This window comes from Nocardia sp. CDC153, assembly GCF_035818515.1.
Taxonomy (GTDB): domain Bacteria; phylum Actinomycetota; class Actinomycetes; order Mycobacteriales; family Mycobacteriaceae; genus Nocardia.
The window spans coordinates 227,320-245,516 of sequence record NZ_JAYKYU010000001.1 but is presented as its reverse complement, the minus strand read 5'-3'; the positions used below and the strand labels follow the sequence as shown (position 1 = coordinate 245,516).

The window sequence follows — 18,197 nt, the reverse complement described above, 5'->3', positions numbered from 1 at the left end:
TTACTTGACGATCTTGGTGACACGACCGGCACCGACGGTGCGGCCACCCTCACGGATCGCGAAACGCAGGCCCTCGTCCATGGCGACCGGCTGGATGAGCTTGACGCTCATCTCGGTGTTGTCGCCCGGCATGACCATCTCGGTGCCCTCGGGGAGGGTCACGACGCCGGTCACGTCGGTGGTACGGAAGTAGAACTGCGGGCGGTAGTTGTTGAAGAACGGGGTGTGGCGGCCGCCCTCGTCCTTCGACAGGATGTACGCCTGGCCCTCGAACTCGGTGTGCGGGGTGGTGGTGCCCGGCTTGATGACGACCTGGCCGCGCTCCACGTCCTCGCGCTTGATGCCACGGACCAGCAGACCGACGTTGTCGCCCGCCTGACCGAAGTCGAGCAGCTTGCGGAACATCTCGATGCCGGTGATGGTGGTCTTGGTGGTCTTCTCGCGGATGCCGACGATCTCGACTTCCTCGTTCACGTTGATCTGACCACGCTCGATACGACCGGTGACGACGGTGCCACGACCGGTGATCGTGAAGACGTCCTCGATCGGCATCAGGAACGGCTTGTCGGTCTCACGGACCGGGTCCGGGATCGACTCGTCGACGGCGTTCATCAGCTCGAGAACCGACTCGGTCCACTTCGGGTCGCCCTCGAGGGCCTTCAGGCCGGAGACGCGGACAACCGGGGCGTCCTCGTCGAACTCCTGCGAAGCCAGCAGCTCGCGGACCTCCATCTCGACGAGCTCGAGGATTTCCTCGTCGTCGACCATGTCGGACTTGTTCAGCGCGACAAGGATGTAAGGAACGCCGACCTGGCGGGCGAGCAGCACGTGCTCACGGGTCTGCGGCATCGGGCCGTCGGTGGCGGCCACGACCAGGATCGCGCCGTCCATCTGGGCGGCACCGGTGATCATGTTCTTGATGTAGTCCGCGTGACCCGGGGCGTCGACGTGCGCGTAGTGGCGCTTCTCGGTCTGGTACTCGACGTGGGAGATGTTGATCGTGATACCACGAGCCTTCTCCTCCGGCGCCTTGTCGATCTGGTCGAACGCGAAGGCCGCGTTCAGGTCCGGGTACTTGTCAGCCAGCACCTTGGTGATCGCCGCGGTCAGCGTGGTCTTGCCGTGGTCGACGTGACCAATGGTGCCGATGTTGACGTGGGGCTTCGTCCGCTCGAACTTCGCCTTCGCCACTGTTGTCCTCCTGGACTAGTTAGTGCGTGCTTTTTGCAGCAGTGCGGTTTGTATTACTTGGGGTCGATCGACGACCATTCGGGGCGAATTCTCGCAAATTCGCCCCGACAGCGAATTACTCGCCGGTCGCCTTGGCGATGATCTCCTTCGACACGTTGGCCGGAACCTCCGCGTACGAATTGAACACCATGGAGAAGTTCGCCCGGCCCTGGGTCTTCGACCGCAGGTCACCGATGTAGCCGAACATCTCCGAGAGCGGAACCAGCGCCTTGACGACACGGGCACCACTGCGTTCCTCCATGGCCTGGATCTGGCCACGGCGGGAGTTCAGGTCGCCGATCACTTCGCCCATGTAGTCCTCGGGCGTGATGACCTCGACCGCCATGAGCGGCTCGAGGATCACCGGACCGGCCTTGCGAGCCGCTTCCTTGAGGGCCATCGCACCCGCGATCTTGAACGCCATTTCCGAGGAGTCGACCTCGTGGTAGGCGCCGTCGAGCAGCGAAGCCTTCACGTTCACCAGCGGGAAGCCAGCGAGCACGCCGTACTGCATGGCGTCCTGGATACCGGCGTCGACCGACGGGATGTACTCGCGCGGAACGCGGCCACCGGTGACCTTGTTCTCGAACTCGTACGTCGCGCCGTCCTCGGCGTCCACCAGCGGAGCGAGACCGATGATGACGCGGGCGAACTGGCCCGAACCACCGGTCTGCTTCTTGTGGGTGTACTCGTACTTGTCGACCGGCTTGGTGATGGTCTCACGGTAGGCCACCTGCGGCTTACCGATATTGGCCTCGACCTTGAACTCGCGCTTCATGCGGTCGACGTAGATGTCGAGCTGGAGCTCGCCCATGCCGCCGATGACGGTCTGGCCGGTCTCCTGATCCAGCTTCACGTTGAAGGTGGGGTCCTCCTCCGCGAACTTCTGGATGGCGGTGCCCAGCTTCTCCTGGTCGGCCTTGGTCTTCGGCTCGATGGCCACCTCGATGACCGGATCCGGGAAGGTCATGGACTCCAGCACGATCTGGTTCTGCGGATCGCACAGGGTGTCACCGGTGGTGGTGTCCTTCAGACCGATGACCGCGTAGATGTGGCCGGCCTGGGCCTCGGTGACCGGGTTCTCCTTGTTGGAGTGCATCTGGAACAGCTTGCCCAGACGCTCCTTCTTGCCCTTGGTCGAGTTGATGACCTGGGCGCCGGAGTCGACCTTGCCCGAGTACACGCGGACGTAGGTCAGCTTGCCGAAGAACGGGTGGGTCGCGACCTTGAACGCGAGCGCGGAGAACGGCTCGGAGACGGACGCATCGCGGTGGATGATCTCGTCTTCCTTGTTCGGCACGTGGCCGTCGGTGCCGCCGTCGTCCAGCGGGGTCGGCAGGTAGTCGATGACCGCGTCGAGCATGGGCTGCACGCCCTTGTTCTTGAACGCGGAGCCACACAGCACCGGGTACAGCTCGGAGTTGACGGTCATCTTGCGAATCGCGCCCTTGATCTCCTCGACCGTGAGCTCCTCGCCGCCGAAGAACTTCTCCAGCAGGGCCTCATCGGACTCGGCGACCGTCTCCAGCAGCTGCTGGCGGTACTCCTCGGCGCGCTCCTTGAGGTCGGCCGGGATCTCGGTGACCTCGTACTGCTCGCCGAGCTTGGTCTCGCCCTTCCAGACCTTGGCGTTCATCTCGACCAGGTCGACGATGCCCTCGAACTGGTCCTCGGCGCCGATCGGCAGCTGGATGACCAGCGGCTTCGCGCCCAGGCGGTCGATGATGGTCTGGACGGTGAAGTAGAAGTCGGCGCCCAGCTTGTCCATCTTGTTGACGAAGCAGATGCGCGGCACGTCGTACTTGTCCGCCTGACGCCACACCTGCTCGGACTGCGGCTCGACGCCCTCCTTGCCGTCGAAGACGGCGACGGCGCCATCGAGCACGCGCAGCGACCGCTCCACCTCGACGGTGAAGTCGACGTGGCCGGGGGTGTCGATGATGTTGATCTGGTTGTCTTTCCAGAAACAGGTCGTCGCGGCCGACGTGATGGTGATGCCGCGTTCCTGCTCCTGCGCCATCCAGTCCATGGTGGCGGCGCCGTCGTGCACCTCACCGATCTTGTACGTGATACCGGTGTAGAAGAGGATGCGTTCGGTAGTCGTCGTCTTACCGGCATCGATGTGGGCCATGATGCCGATGTTGCGGACCTTGTTCAGGTCGGTGAGCACGTCCTGTGCCACGGAAATCTTCCCCGCTCGTAGCTAGTTGGGATTCAACGGGATAGGCCTCGGGTTTGTGAGGCCCTCGGTGTCAACGTCGGGCGCGACGCGGAAGTGCCTCGCTTGCGACAGCTCGGCTGTCGCGCCCGACATGTGACTCGTCTCCCGGCTACTCCGAACGGAGGGCCGGGCCACAGGTCACCAGCGGTAGTGCGCGAAGGCCCGGTTCGACTCGGCCATCTTGTGGGTGTCCTCACGACGCTTCACCGAAGCGCCCAGGCCGTTGCTGGCGTCCAGCAGCTCGTTGGCCAGACGCTCGATCATGGTCTTCTCACGACGAGCGCGGGAGTAGTTGACCAGCCAGCGCAGCGCCAGGGTGTTGGCGCGACCGGGGCGAACCTCGACCGGCACCTGGTAGGTGGCGCCACCGACGCGGCGGGGCTTGACCTCGAGGGCGGGCTTGACGTTGTCCAGCGCGCGCTTGAGGGTGACGACCGGATCGGTGCCGGTCTTCTCACGAGCCTGCTCGAGGGCGCCGTAGACGATGCGCTCGGCGGTGGACTTCTTGCCGTCCAGCAGGATCTTGTTGACCAGCTGGGTCACCAGCGGGGAGCCGTAGACCGGGTCGTTGATCAGGGGACGCTTGGGAGCGGGGCCCTTACGCGGCATTAGCTCTTCTCCTTCTTGGCGCCGTAGCGGCTGCGGGCCTGCTTGCGGTTCTTGACACCCTGGGTGTCGAGCGAACCGCGGATGATCTTGTAGCGCACACCCGGGAGGTCCTTCACACGACCGCCGCGGACGAGCACCATCGAGTGCTCCTGCAGGTTGTGGCCCTCACCGGGGATGTAAGCCGTGACCTCGACCGCGCTGGTCAGGCGAACACGCGCGACCTTACGCAGCGCGGAGTTCGGCTTCTTCGGGGTCGTGGTGTACACGCGGGTGCACACGCCACGACGCTGCGGGCTCCCCTTCAGGGCCGCAGTCTTGGTCTTGGCGACCTTGTCGCGGCGACCCTTGCGGACCAGCTGGTTGATGGTTGGCATAGACCGGCTTTCCTTTTAGTAACCAGGTGTCTGGAACTTCATGTCTTTGTCATTCGAGCTTTCCGCCCTGTTCCCGCGGCATTTCGTCGCCACGGGGTCGGGCGTGTCGTACGCAGCTCAGAGCCTTTTTCAAGGCACGCTGAAACGGTCAGCCGCTCTCGCTGGCCTACGTACTGCGCATCAACTTGCCCGAATGCTTCCGGGCACAGCGGTCCACGATACCCGCAGGCTTTGACGGGGGCAAAAAGGGGTCCCTCGAGCGGGGCTGGTAGAGGGCTTATCGAGCAAGGTTCAACGTCAACTCCACCAGCTTGCGCGCCGCATCGCAGGGGTCGGGGTGGGTGGACCCGCTGCGGTAGTTGACCCACCAGCCCACCACGCCGGTGTCGGCCGCGGGCGCGCTCACCCCGCACGAGTCCGGATCGTTGGGACGCCGGGTTTCCAGCGAGCGGCGGCCCTGCACGTTTATGTCGTTGCTCACATATTTGAGTCGGTCGTTGTTCTGCTTCTCGTTGTTGAGCGAGCCGAGTTCGTACCAGTTCAGGGTGACCATGCCGCTGCCCGCGCTGCCGCCGGTCAGATTCCACATGCAGACCGCGCCATTGAAGGACGGCTCGACATACATGTTGTCGCCCACGGATTTGCCGATGTCGTCCTGGGCAACCACCGTGCATTCGCGCAGCAACTTGTCGAAATTGGTATTGATGCGCGAGGTGCCGCCGCCGGTGCCGGTGGTGCCGCCCGCGGGCAGCGCGGTGCCGGGCACGGTCTTGCCGCAGCCCGCGAGGGTCGCAGTCAGGGCCAGCGTCGCGAGGACGATCGCGGCGCGGGAGCGGCGGGCCATCGCTTTCCCCTTCATCCGAGCCGCTGCACGGTCAGTTCGGCCATCTTGCGGGTGCGGTCGCAGGGGTTGCCGAGATTGCCGCCGCCGAAGACGCCGTAGGAGATGGACCATTCGAAGAAGTCGTCGTCGAGTTGCACCGCGAGGTCGCAGACGGCGTTGCTGGGGTCCAGGGCCTGGAAGCCCTTCTTGCCGCCGACCTCGATGGTGTCGGGGGTGCGCCCGACGCTGGCCACCCACGCCTTCTCGCGGTCGATGGGGCTGCCGCGGTAGGAGGCGAAGGTGACGCTGGAGGAGCTGATCCCGCCCGCCTGCCAGTTGCAGCCGGTCGAGTTCTTGAAGACGGTGGTGAGGGTGCCGAGCCCACCCAGATCGCGCACCTCGTCGTCGGTGAGGTGGCCGCATTCGCCGACGAACGGGCCGAGGGTCGCCACCTTCTGCGGTGGCCGGAACCCCGGCTCGTCGCTCGAATCCCGCTTCCCCCCACAGGCCGACAGCAGCAGCGCGAGGCTCAACCCCGTGACGATCGCCGACGCCATTCGCATGGCCTGAACTCTACTGGTTTTGCCGAATCCGGCTCGGCGTCAGGGTTTGCGGCCGTGTTGCCTTGGCTTTCAGAGGCTTTCCGTGTTCAGAGGTTTCCGCGGGCTTCCTGTTCGCGTTCGATGGCCTGGAACAGCGCCTTGAAGTTGCCCTTGCCGAAGCCGAGGGAGCCGTGGCGTTCGATGAGTTCGAAGAAGACGGTGGGTCGGTCGGTGATGGGTTTGCAGAAGATCTGCAGGAGGTAGCCGTCCTCGTCGCGGTCGACCAGGATGCCGCGGCGCTGCAACTCGGTGACCGGAACGCGGACGTGGCCGATGCGGGCGCGCAGTTCGGGGTCTTCGTAATAGCTGTCGGGGGTGTCGAGGAATTCGATGCCCTCGCGGCGCAGGACGTCGACGGCGGTGAGGATGTCGCCGGTGGCCAGCGCGATGTGCTGGACGCCCGGGCCCTGATAGAACTCGAGGTACTCGTCGATCTGGGAGCGCTTGCGGCTGGGCGCGGGTTCGTTGAGCGGGAACTTCACGCGGTGGTTGCCATTGGCGACCACCTTGCTCATCAGCGCCGAGTATTCGGTGGCGATATCGTCGCCGACGAATTCGGCCATGTTCTGGAATCCCATGACGCGGCGGTAGAACTCGACCCATTCGTCCATCCGCCCGAGTTCCACATTGCCGACCACGTGATCGATGGCCTGGAAGATGCGCTTGGGTTGCCCGGCGCGCGGGGCGTAGTCGGAGTGGCGCGGAATGTAGCCGGGGAGATAGGGCCCGTAGTAGCGGGAGCGGTCGACCAGGGTGTGGCGGGTCTCGCCGTAGGTGGCGATGGCGGCGGTGCGGACGGTGCCGTATTCGTCGCTCTCGTCATGGGGTTCGACGAGCACGGTCGCGCCCTCGGCGCGGGCGCGGCGGATGCAGCGGTCCACGTCGGGGACCTCGAGCGCGATGTCCACCACCCCGTCCCCGTGCCGATCGTGGTGCGCCACAATCGGACTGGCCGGATCCACCGCACCCTTGACGACGAATCGGGCGCCACCGCTGCGCAGGACGAACGCCTTGTGGTCGCGATTGCCGGTCTCGGGGCCCGAGTAGGCCTCCAACCGCATGCCGAAGGCGGACTGCAGGAAATGCGCTGTCTGGGTGGCATTGCCGACCGCCCATACCACCGCGTCCCAGCCCAGCACGGGGAACGGGTCGGCGGCGGCATCGTGGTCCACCAGGCCGACGAGGCGGCGTAATTCGTCGTCGCCGGGCAGGTCGCCGGGTCGGGCGGGGGCGTGTCCGGTGTGGGTGCGGGCACGGCCGTCGATTCCATGGTGTCCTGCGTCGATGCTCATGTGCCCAGGAAAACCCGGGGGTTCGGACTAGGCAATATCGCCGAATTCCACTGAACACTCTGGTGAATTGCACCACCATCTGCCCGCCGGTGCTGGACAATTTGAATAGCAGCGCACGCCCGAGCGGAGTCCCGCTCGCCACACCGCGGAGGTTCCGCCATGTCCCGCACACCCGCCCGGCTGGACGAGCTGGATCTGGCCATTCTCACCGCCATGCACGAGTACCAGAAGGCGGGCATTCTCGAGCTCTCCCGCCGCACCCGGGTCGCCCGCGCCACCGTGCAGTCGCGCATCGCGCGCATGGAGGAGGCGGGGGTGATCTCCTCCTACGATCCGCAGATCGATGTCACCGCAGCGGGTTTCGATGTGCAGGCGTTCGTGACGCTGGAGATCGCGCAGGGCGCGTTGGAGGCGGTGAGCGCCGAACTCGACGGGATTCCGGGGGTTTTGGAGGCGTATGCCACCACGGGTTCGGGCGATGTGCTGTGCCGCATCGGCGCGGACTCGCACGCCGGGCTGCAGGCGGTGCTGCTGAGCATCGACAAGACCACCTCGGTGGTCCGATCCCACAGCGTGGTGGTGCTTTCCACGGTGGTCGCGCATCGCACGCTGCCGCTGCTGCGCACCCTCACCCCCGCCGGCTCCAGCAAGGCCCCGGCGTATCGGGCCGCGCATCCCTGATCAGCGGCGGTCCAGGCGGGTGAGGAGCCCGCAGACATGGGCTTCGGCGGCGGCGCGGGCGTCGCCGGGATGCCCGGATTCCAGGGCCTCGAGGATGCGGCGATGCTCGCGCAGGGCGGTACTGCGGTTGCGCGGATGCCGCCACAGGTCACCCCGGTAGAGATGGGCCTGGGCCTCGAGGCGGGCGAGTTCGCCTGCCAGGGTGGCGTTTCCGGCGCGGTCGCGGATGAAGGTGTGGAACTCGAGGTCGAGTTCGGTGTCGCGGGCCGGGTCGGCGTTGTCGCGCAGATTCTCTTCCTGGACGGCCAGCAGGGCGGTGAGTTTGCCGAGATCGGATTCGGTGAGGCGGGTGGCGGCCTCGGCGGCGGCCAGGCCGTCGAGGACCGCGCGCACGGCGAGGACCTCGCGGATGCGGTCGTCGTCGACGACGGCCACCCGCGCGCCCGCGTGCGCGACGGTGACGGCCAGGCCCTCGTAGATGAGCTGTTGCACGGCCTCGCGAACGGGGCTGCGGCTCACGCCCAGTCGCGCGGACAGGGCCAGGACGCTCAGTGGCGCACCGGGTTCGAGGTCGCCGGACAGGACGAGTTGCCGCAGCTGCCGGTGCACGCTCGGGCCGAGCAGCTCATCCGGTTCGGTCATGGGTGTCCTTTCCTGTCGCAGTGCAACTTACCCGCGCGGCCGGTAGTTGGCCTGGACGCGCTGGGTGAGGAAGTCGGCGGCGGTGACCGGCGGATAGACCCCGCGCGGGCCCGCGATGACGGCGTCGCGGTCGGCCTGGGCGAAGTAGGCGATGCTGTAGCGGTCGCCCTGGTACTCCTCGGCTCCGGGACTGCGGACGCGATGGAAGTTGGAGGGCAGCAGGTCATCGCTCCACCGGGTGAGCATGTCACCGATATTGCAGGTGATGAGGTCCGAGGAGGGGTTGATGGGGGTCCAGCGCTGGTCTTCCATCTCCTTGCCGGGGCAGACCTGCAGTCCGCCTTGGCCGTCGCGCTGGAAGAGCAGGGTGAGGCAGTCGAAGTCGGTGTGCGCGCCGGCGCGCCAGCGGCCGGGGACGTCGCGCAGCTCCTCGGGGACGGCGAAGTAGTGGAGCAGCCGCAGGGTGCTCTGATACTCGGACGAGGACGGGTCGTGGGCGGCGGTGAAGTGGTCGCGGGGGAAGCCGAGCCGGTCGGCGAAACACGACAGCACACGCATGGCGACGGTCCAGCATCGGTGTTCGAAATCGAGGATGGCCGAGGCGAATCCGGGCAGTTCGGTGTCGCTGGGCCACAGGCCGGTCATGTGCGGCCGGGTGATCTGGTACGACTCCTTCTGATCCGGTACGCCGATGGACGGGCGCACCTGACTCAGGCTCTCCCAGCCCGCGTTGTTCGCCTTGACCAGCGGATACCGCGCCTTCACCGATTCGGGGAGCGCGAAAAACGCCGCGGTGCGGGCGAATACATCGTCGATGAGCGGCTGCGGGATGCCGTGGCCGGACAGCTGGAAGAAGCCGATCTCGGTGGCGGCGGTCCAGAGCTGGTCGGTGATCTCGGCCCGCCGGTTCTCGAAGTCGGTGAGGTCGATGACGCGGATCTCGCGGGCGTCGGTCTCGGAACCGAGGCCGCCCATGCGCTGTTCGCGGGCGACTTCGGACAGGTCGTAGTCGGTGGTCATTGGATTTCCTTGTCGATGAATTCGGTGGTGACCAGGTCCTTGGCGGTGAGCCCGGCCGGGACGTCCGCGCCGCCGCGGCGCAGGATCGGGGTGAAGGCGTCGATGACGCGTTGCACGCGCGCGGTGTCGAAACTGCCGATGACACCGTCGCTTTCGGGTCCGACGAGGCCGTTGTCGATGAGCACCCGGGAGCCGAAGGCGGCCAGCTCGGCGCTGTAGGGCGCGAACTTGGGGCTCTTGGCGACGACGTCCACGACGACGTCGTCGACGTGCTTCGGGTCGGCCCGGAATTGGGCGGTGGCCCTTTGGATCATCGGCACCAGCCGTTGCAGGCAGGGCCGCAGTTCGTTCAGTTTGTCGGCGCGCACGGTGACCGTGCGGGCGTAGCCCTCGTAGCCGACATCGCGCAGCAGCTGATAGGCGACCGGCTTGTTCCAGGCTTTCACCTCGTGCTCGTAGACGTAGGGCTCGGAGTTGGCGAAGCCCTGCTGCGCGAAGGCGGGGTCGGCGACGAAGCGGGACGGCGAGTTGTCGTAGGACGCGTCGATCTGCTTGGCGTGCAACAGCCCACGGTCCACCAGCCAGTCCGGATACAGCTGGCCCTTCGAGACCACGACGGGCGCACCGGATTTCCCGATGTCGGCGATGCCGTGCCAGTCCGGGTGGGTCTTGGGATCCCACATGAGCATCTGCGGGCTGTAGCGCAGCAGCGTGGTGACCGCGATCACCGGCTGTGTGCCCGCGGCGGCGATGGCCTGCTCGGAATGCGTGAGCCCCAGCGTGATCGAGGGATCGACGTACATCTGCGAGGGCACGGTCTGGAAGCCGATGGCGGGGCCGCCCGCGCGGATCTCCAGCTTCACGCCGGTGTCCTTGCCGTCCACCACGAGCGGGCCGGTGACCTTGCTGTTGTCGGCGTCGACGCGGTAGCCGGGGCCGAGCAGGCCGAAGATCGGGCCGGAATCTGTCTCGGGTTCCCATTGCAGCTGCACCGCGACGGTGGCGGGACAGACCCCTGCGAGCTGTTGGGCGGGCGGGGCGGCGGGCAGGGCCACGGCCGGGGTGTCGGACGGGTCGTCGGAACAGGACGCCGCCGCGGTGACGGTCAGCGCGGCGAGGGCCGCGGCGCCGAGCCGCCGGATGGTTTTGGGCATGACTTCTCCACGAATAGTGCTGGGGGCGAGGGGTTTTCAGCGGCCGGAGGCGTGCCAGCGGCCGACGGTGAGCCGCTGTGCCGCGGTGAACAGCGCGAAGACGGTGACGCCGAAGAGGGCGGCGAGCACCAGCGCGGCGAGCAGATCCTCCGATTGCAGCCGGGCGCGATAGGTGTCGAGCAGGGTGCCGATGCCGGGCTTGCCCTTGGCGAAGAACATGTCGCCGATGACCGCGCCGGTCACCGCGAGTCCGGCGGCCGTGCGCAGGCTGGCCATGATCGACGGCAGCGCGGCGGGCAGTTCCAGGGAGACCAAGCGGCGCAGGCGACTCGCGCGACCGAGCGCGAACACCTCCCGCAGATTGGCGTCCACCGACTGGATCCCGAACAACGTCATGGCGATAATCGGGTGCACCGCGATGAGCACGCACACGATGGTCCGCGCGGTGGCTCCATATCCGAACCACAGCCCGATCAGCGGTACCACGGCCAGCACCGGGATGGCTTGCAGTACAACGGCGTAGGGGTAGACCACCCGCTCGACCACCTTGGCCTGGCTCATGATCACCCCGACCGCGACGCCGATCACCGCGGCCAGCGCCAGCCCGGTGACGGCGATCCGCGCGGTGACGGCCAGCGCCCGCAGCATCGTCTCCAATTTCACCGGATTGGAAAGGGATTCGGTGAACACCCGATGCGGCGGCGGCAGCAGGAACCGCCGCTCCGGCGAGAGCAGCACCAGCGACACCAGATACCAGGCGCTGATGGCCAATCCCGCCGACACCGCGGGCACCAACAGCCGCCGCAGCAGCCGGGGTATGAACGAAGGCCGGGTCGAGGCGACGCCCGAGGCCGAGTCGTCGGATGCGACGAGAAACGTTGGGGCAGGCGCTGTCACGGCCATCAGGAGGCTTCTTTCAGAGAGGCGGACACGCGGGCCGCGAGGGCGGTGAAGGCCGGGTCGTAGCGCAGGTCGCGGGTGCGCGGGTACGGGAGGTCGATGTCGATGACCTCGTGGATGCGGCCGGGGCGGGCGGCCATGACCACCACGCGGGAGGCGAGGAAGACGGCCTCGGACACCGAATGCGTGATGAACAAGGCCGTGAATGCGTTGTCGCTGTACAGGCGGAGCAATTCCTCCTGCATGCCCAGCCGGGTGATCTCGTCGAGTGCGCCGAAGGGTTCATCCAGCAGCATGAGTTCGGGTTCCAGGGCCAGCGCGCGGGCCAGGGAGACCCGCATCCGCATGCCGCCGGAGAGCTGGCCGGGCAGTTTGCCCGCGAAATCGGCCAGCCCGACCGCGTCGAGGGCACGGGTGGCCCGGGCACGACGGGTGGCGCGGTCGACGCCACGCAGCTCTGCGCTGAGCTCCACATTGCGCGATACCTTGCGCCAGGGCAACAGGGTGGCGTCCTGGAAGATGACGCCGACCGAATCGGTGTGCACCGCAACGGTTCCCGAGGTGGCCGACTCCAGTCCGGCGGCCAGCCGCAGCAGCGTGGACTTGCCGCAGCCGGAAGGTCCAACGACCGCGACGAATTCGCCGCGCCGGATGTCGAGGTCGATACCGGTGAGGGCGACCACCTCACCGGAACCGTTGCCGCCGTAGCGCTTTCCGGCTCCGGTGCAGCGGATCTCCGCGGTCATGATTTCCGGGCTCATGACGTCCGAGGTCACGGTCACCATGCTCACCAACTTTCCTTACTGCGTGCAACGTGTTGATGCATTCAGTATTGGCGAGTTGGATTACATGCAATCAAGCCTCTGTTTCCGGTTGATTAACACTCATCGCATGCCATTCAGTTGCTCGATCAGGTCCCGCTCCGCGATCCGGGTGCTGTGGCCGTCGCGGATGACGGCCTCGCCGTCGACCCATACGGTGTCCACCACCCGCGGGGAGCCGGTGGTCAGCAGGGTCGCGCCCGGGTCGCGGACGGGCAGGCAGGCGAAGTCGCGGTCGAAGCGGAGCAGGGTGAGATCCGCGCGGTCCCCGACGGCCAGGCCGGTGGGGCCGTCCAGGAGGCCGAGGGCGGGGGCCGCGCCACGGGTGGCCAGGTGGAGCATCTCGTCGCAGGGCAGCAGGTCGGCGCGCTCGTGGTGCGCACGCTGCAGGTACGCGCCCATGCGCAGCGCCAGCAGCATGTCCTGGGTGTCGTTGCTGGCCGCGCCGTCGACGCCGAGACCCACCCGCACGCCGGCGGCGAGCATGGCGGGTACCGGGGCCACGCCGCTGCCGAGACGCATATTGCTCAGCGGGTTGTAGGACACGGAAACCCCACGCGCGGCGAGGGTTTCGCGGCCGCGGGCGTCGAGTTTGCAGCAGTGCACGGCCAGGGTCCGCGGGCCGAGGAGTCCGCCGTCGTCCAGGTAGTCGACGGCCGAGCGGGCCGCATGCAATCGGCACATGTCCTCGTCGGTGATGGTCTCCAGCAGGTGGATGGAGACGGTCTTTCCTTGCCGCGCCGCGTATTCGGCGACGGCCGCCATGCCGTCCGGGGTGAGGCAGCGCGGATTCGGCACGGCCAGCGCCGTGGTGATGCGGGAATCCACCAGGCGCGCATCGAGATCCGCGATATGCGCGAAGACCTCCGGAAGCGATTGCACCAGGCGGGGATCCATGCCCCACTTGCGGGTGGGGTCGGCACGGTCGGCGAGGCCGCGCCCGAACACGACCCGGATCCCCAACTCCCCCAAAGCCCGCAGCGCCGCGTCGTGCACGGCCGCCGACGGATTCGGCCACATGTGTTCGACGACGGTGGTGACACCGCTGCGCAGCAGTTCGAGACCGCCCGCCAGCGCGGCGAGGTAGGTCTGCTCGGGGGTGGCGGCGACGGTGAATTCGCCGACGCAGTGCAGCCATTCGAGCAGCGGCAGCCCCTCCCCCGCGCCGCGCAGGACGGATTGTTGCAGGTGGGTGTGGGTGTTGACGAAGCCCGGAATCAGATGGCCGCCCGCACCGTCGGTGTAGGGCAGATCGGGTCGGACCTCGGAACCGATACCGGTGATCACGCCCTGGGTGACCACCACGTTCTGCCCGGGCAGCCACCGCGGCCCCGCGGGGGTGGCGGCGTAGACGGTGACCCCACCGATGACGACGGAACAGGGCTGAGTGCGCACCATGCGGCATTCCTCTCGGAAACGCGGCTGGTTCGCCCGCCCGGTTCAGGCCGGTGCCCGCACGCCCGTTGCAGCCATGAGCGCCGTGCCGGGCAGCCTACCGCTACGGCCGCAGATCCGCTCCCGGTGCGAGCAGCTCGACGACGGGTGTGCGGTCCGGTTCCAGGAAGCTCAGCAGGGCGTGTGCCTCCGCGACTACGGCGTCGCGCTCGGCCGGGGTCCAGGCGGTCTGTGGAATGACGCGCAGGAATGCCTTGTCGCCCTTGGGGAAAACCTTGTAGATCCCGCAGAGGTAGCCGTCGACCAGGATCGGGGAGACCTGGTTGGCGAAGGCGCGCAGCGGTGGCGCGTTGCCGTCGGGGACGATCCGGCTCCGATCCTGATGGGACAGAATCGCATTGTCGTACCAGCCGAGGAGCCGGACGGGCGCGGGGAGATCCGGGTCGGCGAGGGTCGCGTCGGCGGCGTCGTAGAGGGTGCGGCCACGCTCGTCGGTGTAGGTGCGGACGCGGTCGCCGAGTTGCTCCACGGCCTTCTTCATGCCGGTGAGCTTGGACCAGGTCTGCATGTCCATGGTGGTCGCCGGGCCGAAGGCGCGCAGGTAGCGGAGCAGCAGTTCCGCGAGCGGGTAGTCCGGGTCGAGGGGTGCACCGAGCCAGGGCTGCACGCGCGACCAGATCGGGCGGCTGCTGTCACCCCAGCGCCCGCGGGGCGGGGTTTGCAGGACGGGAAGCTGATAGAGCCACGCCTGCACGATCGCCCCCGGATCGCGATCCGGGTAGAGCGCGGCGGCGTGCTCGCGCAGTCGGGCGGCGGGCATGGGTTCGTCGCCCAGCACCGATTCCCCGTGCGCGCGAACAGCTTCCGGGTCCAGGCCGACCAGCGCCCCGTAGTTGAACCCCTTGCGGAAGGGGATCTTCTCGAGCTCCGGCTGGATGTGCGGTGCGATGCGCAGCGCGTCGGGCGGGGTGACCAGGTGAATGGTGCCGCGCATCAAGGTGATTCGCACCAGCGACCGGTCATCGAGCGCCTTCGACACCGCCGCCGGATCGAAACCGATTGCGCGGCTCCACAATGCGACGAACGGCGGCAGCATGTCCTGCGCCTGCAGCCCGACCAGATGCTCACACAGCTCGTGCGCGCCGAGATCGGTCCGCTCCAGCAGGTGCTGGCGCGCGAGCAAGGTCCGGTTCAGCACCCGGTTGGACAGCTTCACGATTCAGCACCGTAACCGGTCTCAGCGGATGGTGACGACCACTTTGCCGGTGGCGGTGCGCTTGTCGAGGGCGGAGACGGCCTCGGCGGTGTGGTCGAGGGTGTAGAGCACCGGCTCGGGCGGGGCGATCTTGCCGTTGGCGAGCAGCGGTTCCACCTCGGCCCACTGCTCCTTCAGGTAGCCCGGGTGGGACATGGCCCATTCGCCCCAGGCCGCGCCGACCACCTCGACGTTCTTGAGCAGCAGGCGATTCACCTTGACGGTGGGGATCTCGCCCGCGGTGAAGCCGACCACCAGCAGCCGTCCGGCCGAGGCCAGCGACCGGATGCTGTCGGTGAAGCGGTCGCCGCCGACCGGGTCGAGCACGATGTCCACGCCACGCCCATTGGTGAGGGCCTTGACCGCGTCCAGCCAGCCGTCGGTGAGCACCACGTCGGTGGCCCCGTTGGCCCGGGCGACCTCGGCCTTCTCCTCGGTCGAGACCACGGCGATCACCCGGCCCGCGCCCAGCGCCTGCGCCATGCGCAGGGTCGAGGTGCCGATGCCGCCGGCCGCGCCGTGCACCAGCACGGTCTCACCCTCGGCCAGGCGACCGCGATTGCGCAGGCAGAAGTGCACGGTCAGGTCGTTGAACAGCACGCCGGCCCCGGCCTCGAGGGAGACATTGTCGGGCAGCTTGAACACCATGTCGGCCGGTGCCACGGCCACTTCCGCGGCGGCATTGCCGAGCAGGGTCAGCGCCACGACCCGGTCCCCGGGACGCACGTCCGCGTCCTCGGGGGCCTCGCGCACGATGCCCGCGACCTCGCAGCCGACGATGTAGGGCAGCGCGGGCTTCATCTGGTAGAGCCCCCGGGTCATGAGCACGTCCGGGAAGGCGATCCCCGCCGCGTGCACATCGATGACGACGCCACCGGGGTACGCGACCGGCTCCGGCATATCGAGCACCTCGATGCTCTCGGGGCCCTCCAGCTTGCTCACGACGGCTGCGCGCATTCCCGATCAACTCCGATCAATCCCAGCTCCCCCGCCTCCCCGCGCCTTCAGCGGGCGGCTAAGAGCCGTCAACAGTCTCGCATCCGTGCCTGCGTCAGGTGCCGACACGATCTTGGATGTACCCGGCAAGTTACCCCAAACGTACATAAATCAGTTGTCACGTTGGGAGTCGAAGACTCAGCGATGCGCGTATTCGATCATGGATTCGTTGGCGGCGACCTGGCCGCTGACCGTGATGACCAGGCTGTAGGCGGTGATGCGGTACTGGGTGCCGTCGGTGGGGTTGGTGACGGTGAAGCCGCCGGTGCCGTCGGGGACCGGGTCGTCGAGTTGGATGCCCGCGTTGTCGCTGATGCGCAGGCCCTTGTAGTAGAAGCGGCCGGTGGCGGTGCGGCATACGACCAGGCGGGATTTGTCGGTGCGGCCGATGGCCATGGCCGGGTCGTCGGCATTGCAGCGGGGGCTCTGCGCGGTGAATCCCTGTCCGTCCGTGCCGTTCACGCTGCCCGAGAGGGGTACGAGGGTCGTGGTCGGGGCGGTCGTTCCGGAGGTGCGGTAGACCGGGGTGGTGGTCGGCCCGGGGCCGCCCGTGACGGTCTGCGCGTTGTTGTTGCCGTTGTTGCCGTTGTCTCCGGAGCTGCCGAATCCGCCCGACAGCAGCACCCATCCGAGCACCCCGCCCAGCACCAGCAGCACCCCGACGAGCGCACCGATCAACAGCGGCAGCGAACGCCGCCGCTCGGGCGGCAAGGGCAATGGGGCCGAAGGATGTTCGCGGGGTGCGGTCGGATCCGGGTGGCCGGGCGCGTATCCGGGCTGGCCGTATCCCGTCTGCCGGGTGGGCTGCGTCCGGCGCACCACCGTCGGATCGTAATTGCCCGGTCCGGAGTGGGCGGCCGGGCCGACCACCCGCTCGCCGCTCGAGTGCTCCACCGGTCCGGAAATCCATTGCGGCCCCGACGGGTTCGTGCCCCGGGGCGGCATCGGGCCCCCGTACGGCTGCGCGGGCCCCGAGGGGTGTTCGAGATACCGCGGCCCCGAATGGCTCGGCGGCACGGCCGGATTGCCGATGGTCGGCGGTGCGGGCGGCACCGTCGTGCGGGTCGGCTCGGCCTGTCCGCCGCGCTCGAGGGCGGCGCGGGCGGCCCGGGCCAGCTGCCCGGCGGTGGCGTAGCGCCGGGACGCGTCCTTGGCCATGCCGATGGCCACCACCTGGTCGAAGCCGACCGGGACGCCCGCGCGGACGCTGGGCCGCGGCGGCGGGGTCAGCATGTGGGCGCGAATGGTGGCCAGATTGCCCTCGACCCGGAACGGCGGTCCGCCGGTGAGGGATTCGTAGAGCACGCAGGCCAGCGCGTAGATGTCGGCGGCGGGCGAGACGGTGGCGCTGTGCTCGAAGCGTTCGGGTGCCATGTAGGCGAAGGAGCCGATGGCATTGCCGGTCTGGGTGAGCTGGGCGTCGGATTCGGTGTGCGCGATGCCGAAATCCACCAGGTAGGCGAACATGTCGCCGGTGAGCAGGATATTGGCGGGCTTGACGTCGCGGTGTACGAGTCCGCTCTCGTGGGCGGCGTCGAGCGCGGCGGCGATCTGCTCGATCACGGTGACGGCGGCCGCGGGCGCCAGCGGGCCCTCCTCGTGCAGGTAGGCCTTGAGGTCGCGGCCCTTGACCAGGCGCATGTCGATGAACAGCACCCCGTCCACCTCACCCCAGTCGTGCACCGGAATGACGTGCGGCTCCTGCAGTTTGGCGGCGGTGCGGGATTCGCGGCGGAACCGTTCCACATAGCTGGGCTGGCGGGCCAGTTCGACGTCCAGCAGCTTCACCGCGACCACGCGATCGCGCACGGTGTCGTAGGCCTCGTAGACCTCGCCCATGCCGCCCACCCCGAGCAGCCGCCGCAACTCGTACTGCCCGAACCGCGTTCCGGCCCTCGCCCCTGCGGCCACCCGCGTCGTCCTCCCTGCTGCTGGATGTACAACACGAAAGGCTACGGCCCGTGGGCCGCACTGTCATTCCCCCTAGGGCTGGACCGATCTTCACCCTCGGAGAGAAACACTGTCGTTCCCAGAGGAGAAGTACAGGTGACTCGACGCGAGCGTGTCCCGCGCGCCCCGTAGAGTCATGTCACGGACTTCGGTCAAAGCACCGCACCCCGGTGCTATGGAAAGACATGCGGCACGCTGGAACCAAAGCCGGACCCAGTGTGCGGCGCGAGGA

General features: G+C 67.8%; 17 protein-coding genes. 1 reads left to right on the top strand and 16 read right to left on the bottom strand.

The annotated features are described in order from the left end of the window. From tuf to hppD, 7 genes are all read right to left on the bottom strand, one after another. Entirely contained in the window at nt 1–1,191 is a 1,191-nt protein-coding gene (gene tuf / locus VMT65_RS01270; RefSeq protein ID WP_326306039.1) for an elongation factor Tu, read from the bottom strand. 115 nt (nt 1,192–1,306) lie between these two features. After that, on the bottom strand, nt 1,307–3,412 hold the full coding sequence (fusA, locus tag VMT65_RS01265) for an elongation factor G (RefSeq protein ID WP_326306038.1): 2,106 nt from the start codon (nt 3,410–3,412) through the stop codon (nt 1,307–1,309). A 177-nt stretch (nt 3,413–3,589) separates the two neighbouring features. After that, nucleotides 3,590–4,060 carry a 30S ribosomal protein S7 gene (gene rpsG, locus VMT65_RS01260; protein ID WP_030517120.1) on the bottom strand — a complete coding sequence of 157 codons (471 nt, stop codon included), beginning with the start codon at nt 4,058–4,060 and terminating at the stop codon, nt 3,590–3,592. Beyond that, nucleotides 4,060–4,434 (bottom strand): 30S ribosomal protein S12, encoded by a 375-nt coding sequence (rpsL, locus tag VMT65_RS01255; RefSeq protein ID WP_014353064.1) that lies wholly within the window; start codon nt 4,432–4,434, stop codon nt 4,060–4,062. The genes rpsG and rpsL overlap by 1 nt, the downstream gene beginning before the upstream one ends. A 277-nt stretch (nt 4,435–4,711) precedes the next feature. Beyond that, complete coding sequence (locus VMT65_RS01250; RefSeq protein WP_326306037.1) at nt 4,712–5,278, bottom strand: DUF3558 domain-containing protein; 567 nt, start codon at nt 5,276–5,278, stop codon at nt 4,712–4,714. A gap of 11 nt (nt 5,279–5,289) precedes the next feature. Next, a complete protein-coding gene (locus VMT65_RS01245; protein ID WP_326306036.1) occupies nt 5,290–5,820 on the bottom strand; it encodes a DUF3558 domain-containing protein in 531 nt (176 codons plus the stop codon). Between the two features lie 86 nt (nt 5,821–5,906). Then, nucleotides 5,907–7,151, bottom strand: a complete 1,245-nt coding sequence (hppD, locus tag VMT65_RS01240; protein ID WP_326306035.1) for a 4-hydroxyphenylpyruvate dioxygenase — start codon at nt 7,149–7,151, stop codon at nt 5,907–5,909. 159 nt (nt 7,152–7,310) lie between these two features. Between hppD and VMT65_RS01235 the strand changes: the two genes are divergently transcribed. Further along, nucleotides 7,311–7,832 carry an Lrp/AsnC family transcriptional regulator gene (locus tag VMT65_RS01235; protein ID WP_326306034.1) on the top strand — a complete coding sequence of 174 codons (522 nt, stop codon included), beginning with the start codon at nt 7,311–7,313 and terminating at the stop codon, nt 7,830–7,832. Here the strand turns inward: VMT65_RS01235 and VMT65_RS01230 are convergent, their stop codons facing one another. The 9 genes from VMT65_RS01230 to VMT65_RS01190 all read right to left on the bottom strand — a co-directional run bounded on the left by VMT65_RS01230 (nt 7,833) and on the right by VMT65_RS01190 (nt 17,926). After that, nucleotides 7,833–8,474, bottom strand: coding sequence for a GntR family transcriptional regulator (locus VMT65_RS01230; RefSeq protein WP_326306033.1), 642 nt, complete (start codon nt 8,472–8,474; stop codon nt 7,833–7,835). Nucleotides 8,475–8,501: 27 nt separating this feature from the next. After that, on the bottom strand, nt 8,502–9,494 hold the full coding sequence (locus VMT65_RS01225; protein ID WP_326306032.1) for an isopenicillin N synthase family dioxygenase: 993 nt from the start codon (nt 9,492–9,494) through the stop codon (nt 8,502–8,504). Beyond that, a complete protein-coding gene (locus VMT65_RS01220) occupies nt 9,491–10,648 on the bottom strand; it encodes a nitrate ABC transporter substrate-binding protein (protein ID WP_326306031.1) in 1,158 nt (385 codons plus the stop codon). Before VMT65_RS01220 ends, VMT65_RS01225 begins: the two co-directional genes overlap by 4 nt. Nucleotides 10,649–10,684: 36 nt before the next feature. Further along, nucleotides 10,685–11,551, bottom strand: a complete 867-nt coding sequence (locus VMT65_RS01215) for an ABC transporter permease (RefSeq protein ID WP_326306030.1) — start codon at nt 11,549–11,551, stop codon at nt 10,685–10,687. After that, nucleotides 11,551–12,333, bottom strand: coding sequence for an ABC transporter ATP-binding protein (locus tag VMT65_RS01210; protein WP_442790192.1), 783 nt, complete (start codon nt 12,331–12,333; stop codon nt 11,551–11,553). Before VMT65_RS01210 ends, VMT65_RS01215 begins: the two co-directional genes overlap by 1 nt. Nucleotides 12,334–12,432: 99 nt before the next feature. Then, nucleotides 12,433–13,767, bottom strand: a complete 1,335-nt coding sequence (locus VMT65_RS01205) for an amidohydrolase family protein (RefSeq protein WP_326306028.1) — start codon at nt 13,765–13,767, stop codon at nt 12,433–12,435. A 100-nt stretch (nt 13,768–13,867) separates the two neighbouring features. Then, a complete protein-coding gene (locus VMT65_RS01200; RefSeq protein WP_326306027.1) occupies nt 13,868–14,980 on the bottom strand; it encodes a winged helix DNA-binding domain-containing protein in 1,113 nt (370 codons plus the stop codon). A gap of 21 nt (nt 14,981–15,001) precedes the next feature. Continuing rightward, nucleotides 15,002–15,976, bottom strand: coding sequence for an NADPH:quinone oxidoreductase family protein (locus VMT65_RS01195; RefSeq protein ID WP_326306026.1), 975 nt, complete (start codon nt 15,974–15,976; stop codon nt 15,002–15,004). Between the two features lie 177 nt (nt 15,977–16,153). Further along, nucleotides 16,154–17,926, bottom strand: a complete 1,773-nt coding sequence (locus VMT65_RS01190) for a serine/threonine-protein kinase (RefSeq protein WP_326306025.1) — start codon at nt 17,924–17,926, stop codon at nt 16,154–16,156. Nucleotides 17,927–18,197 lie beyond the last annotated feature (271 nt).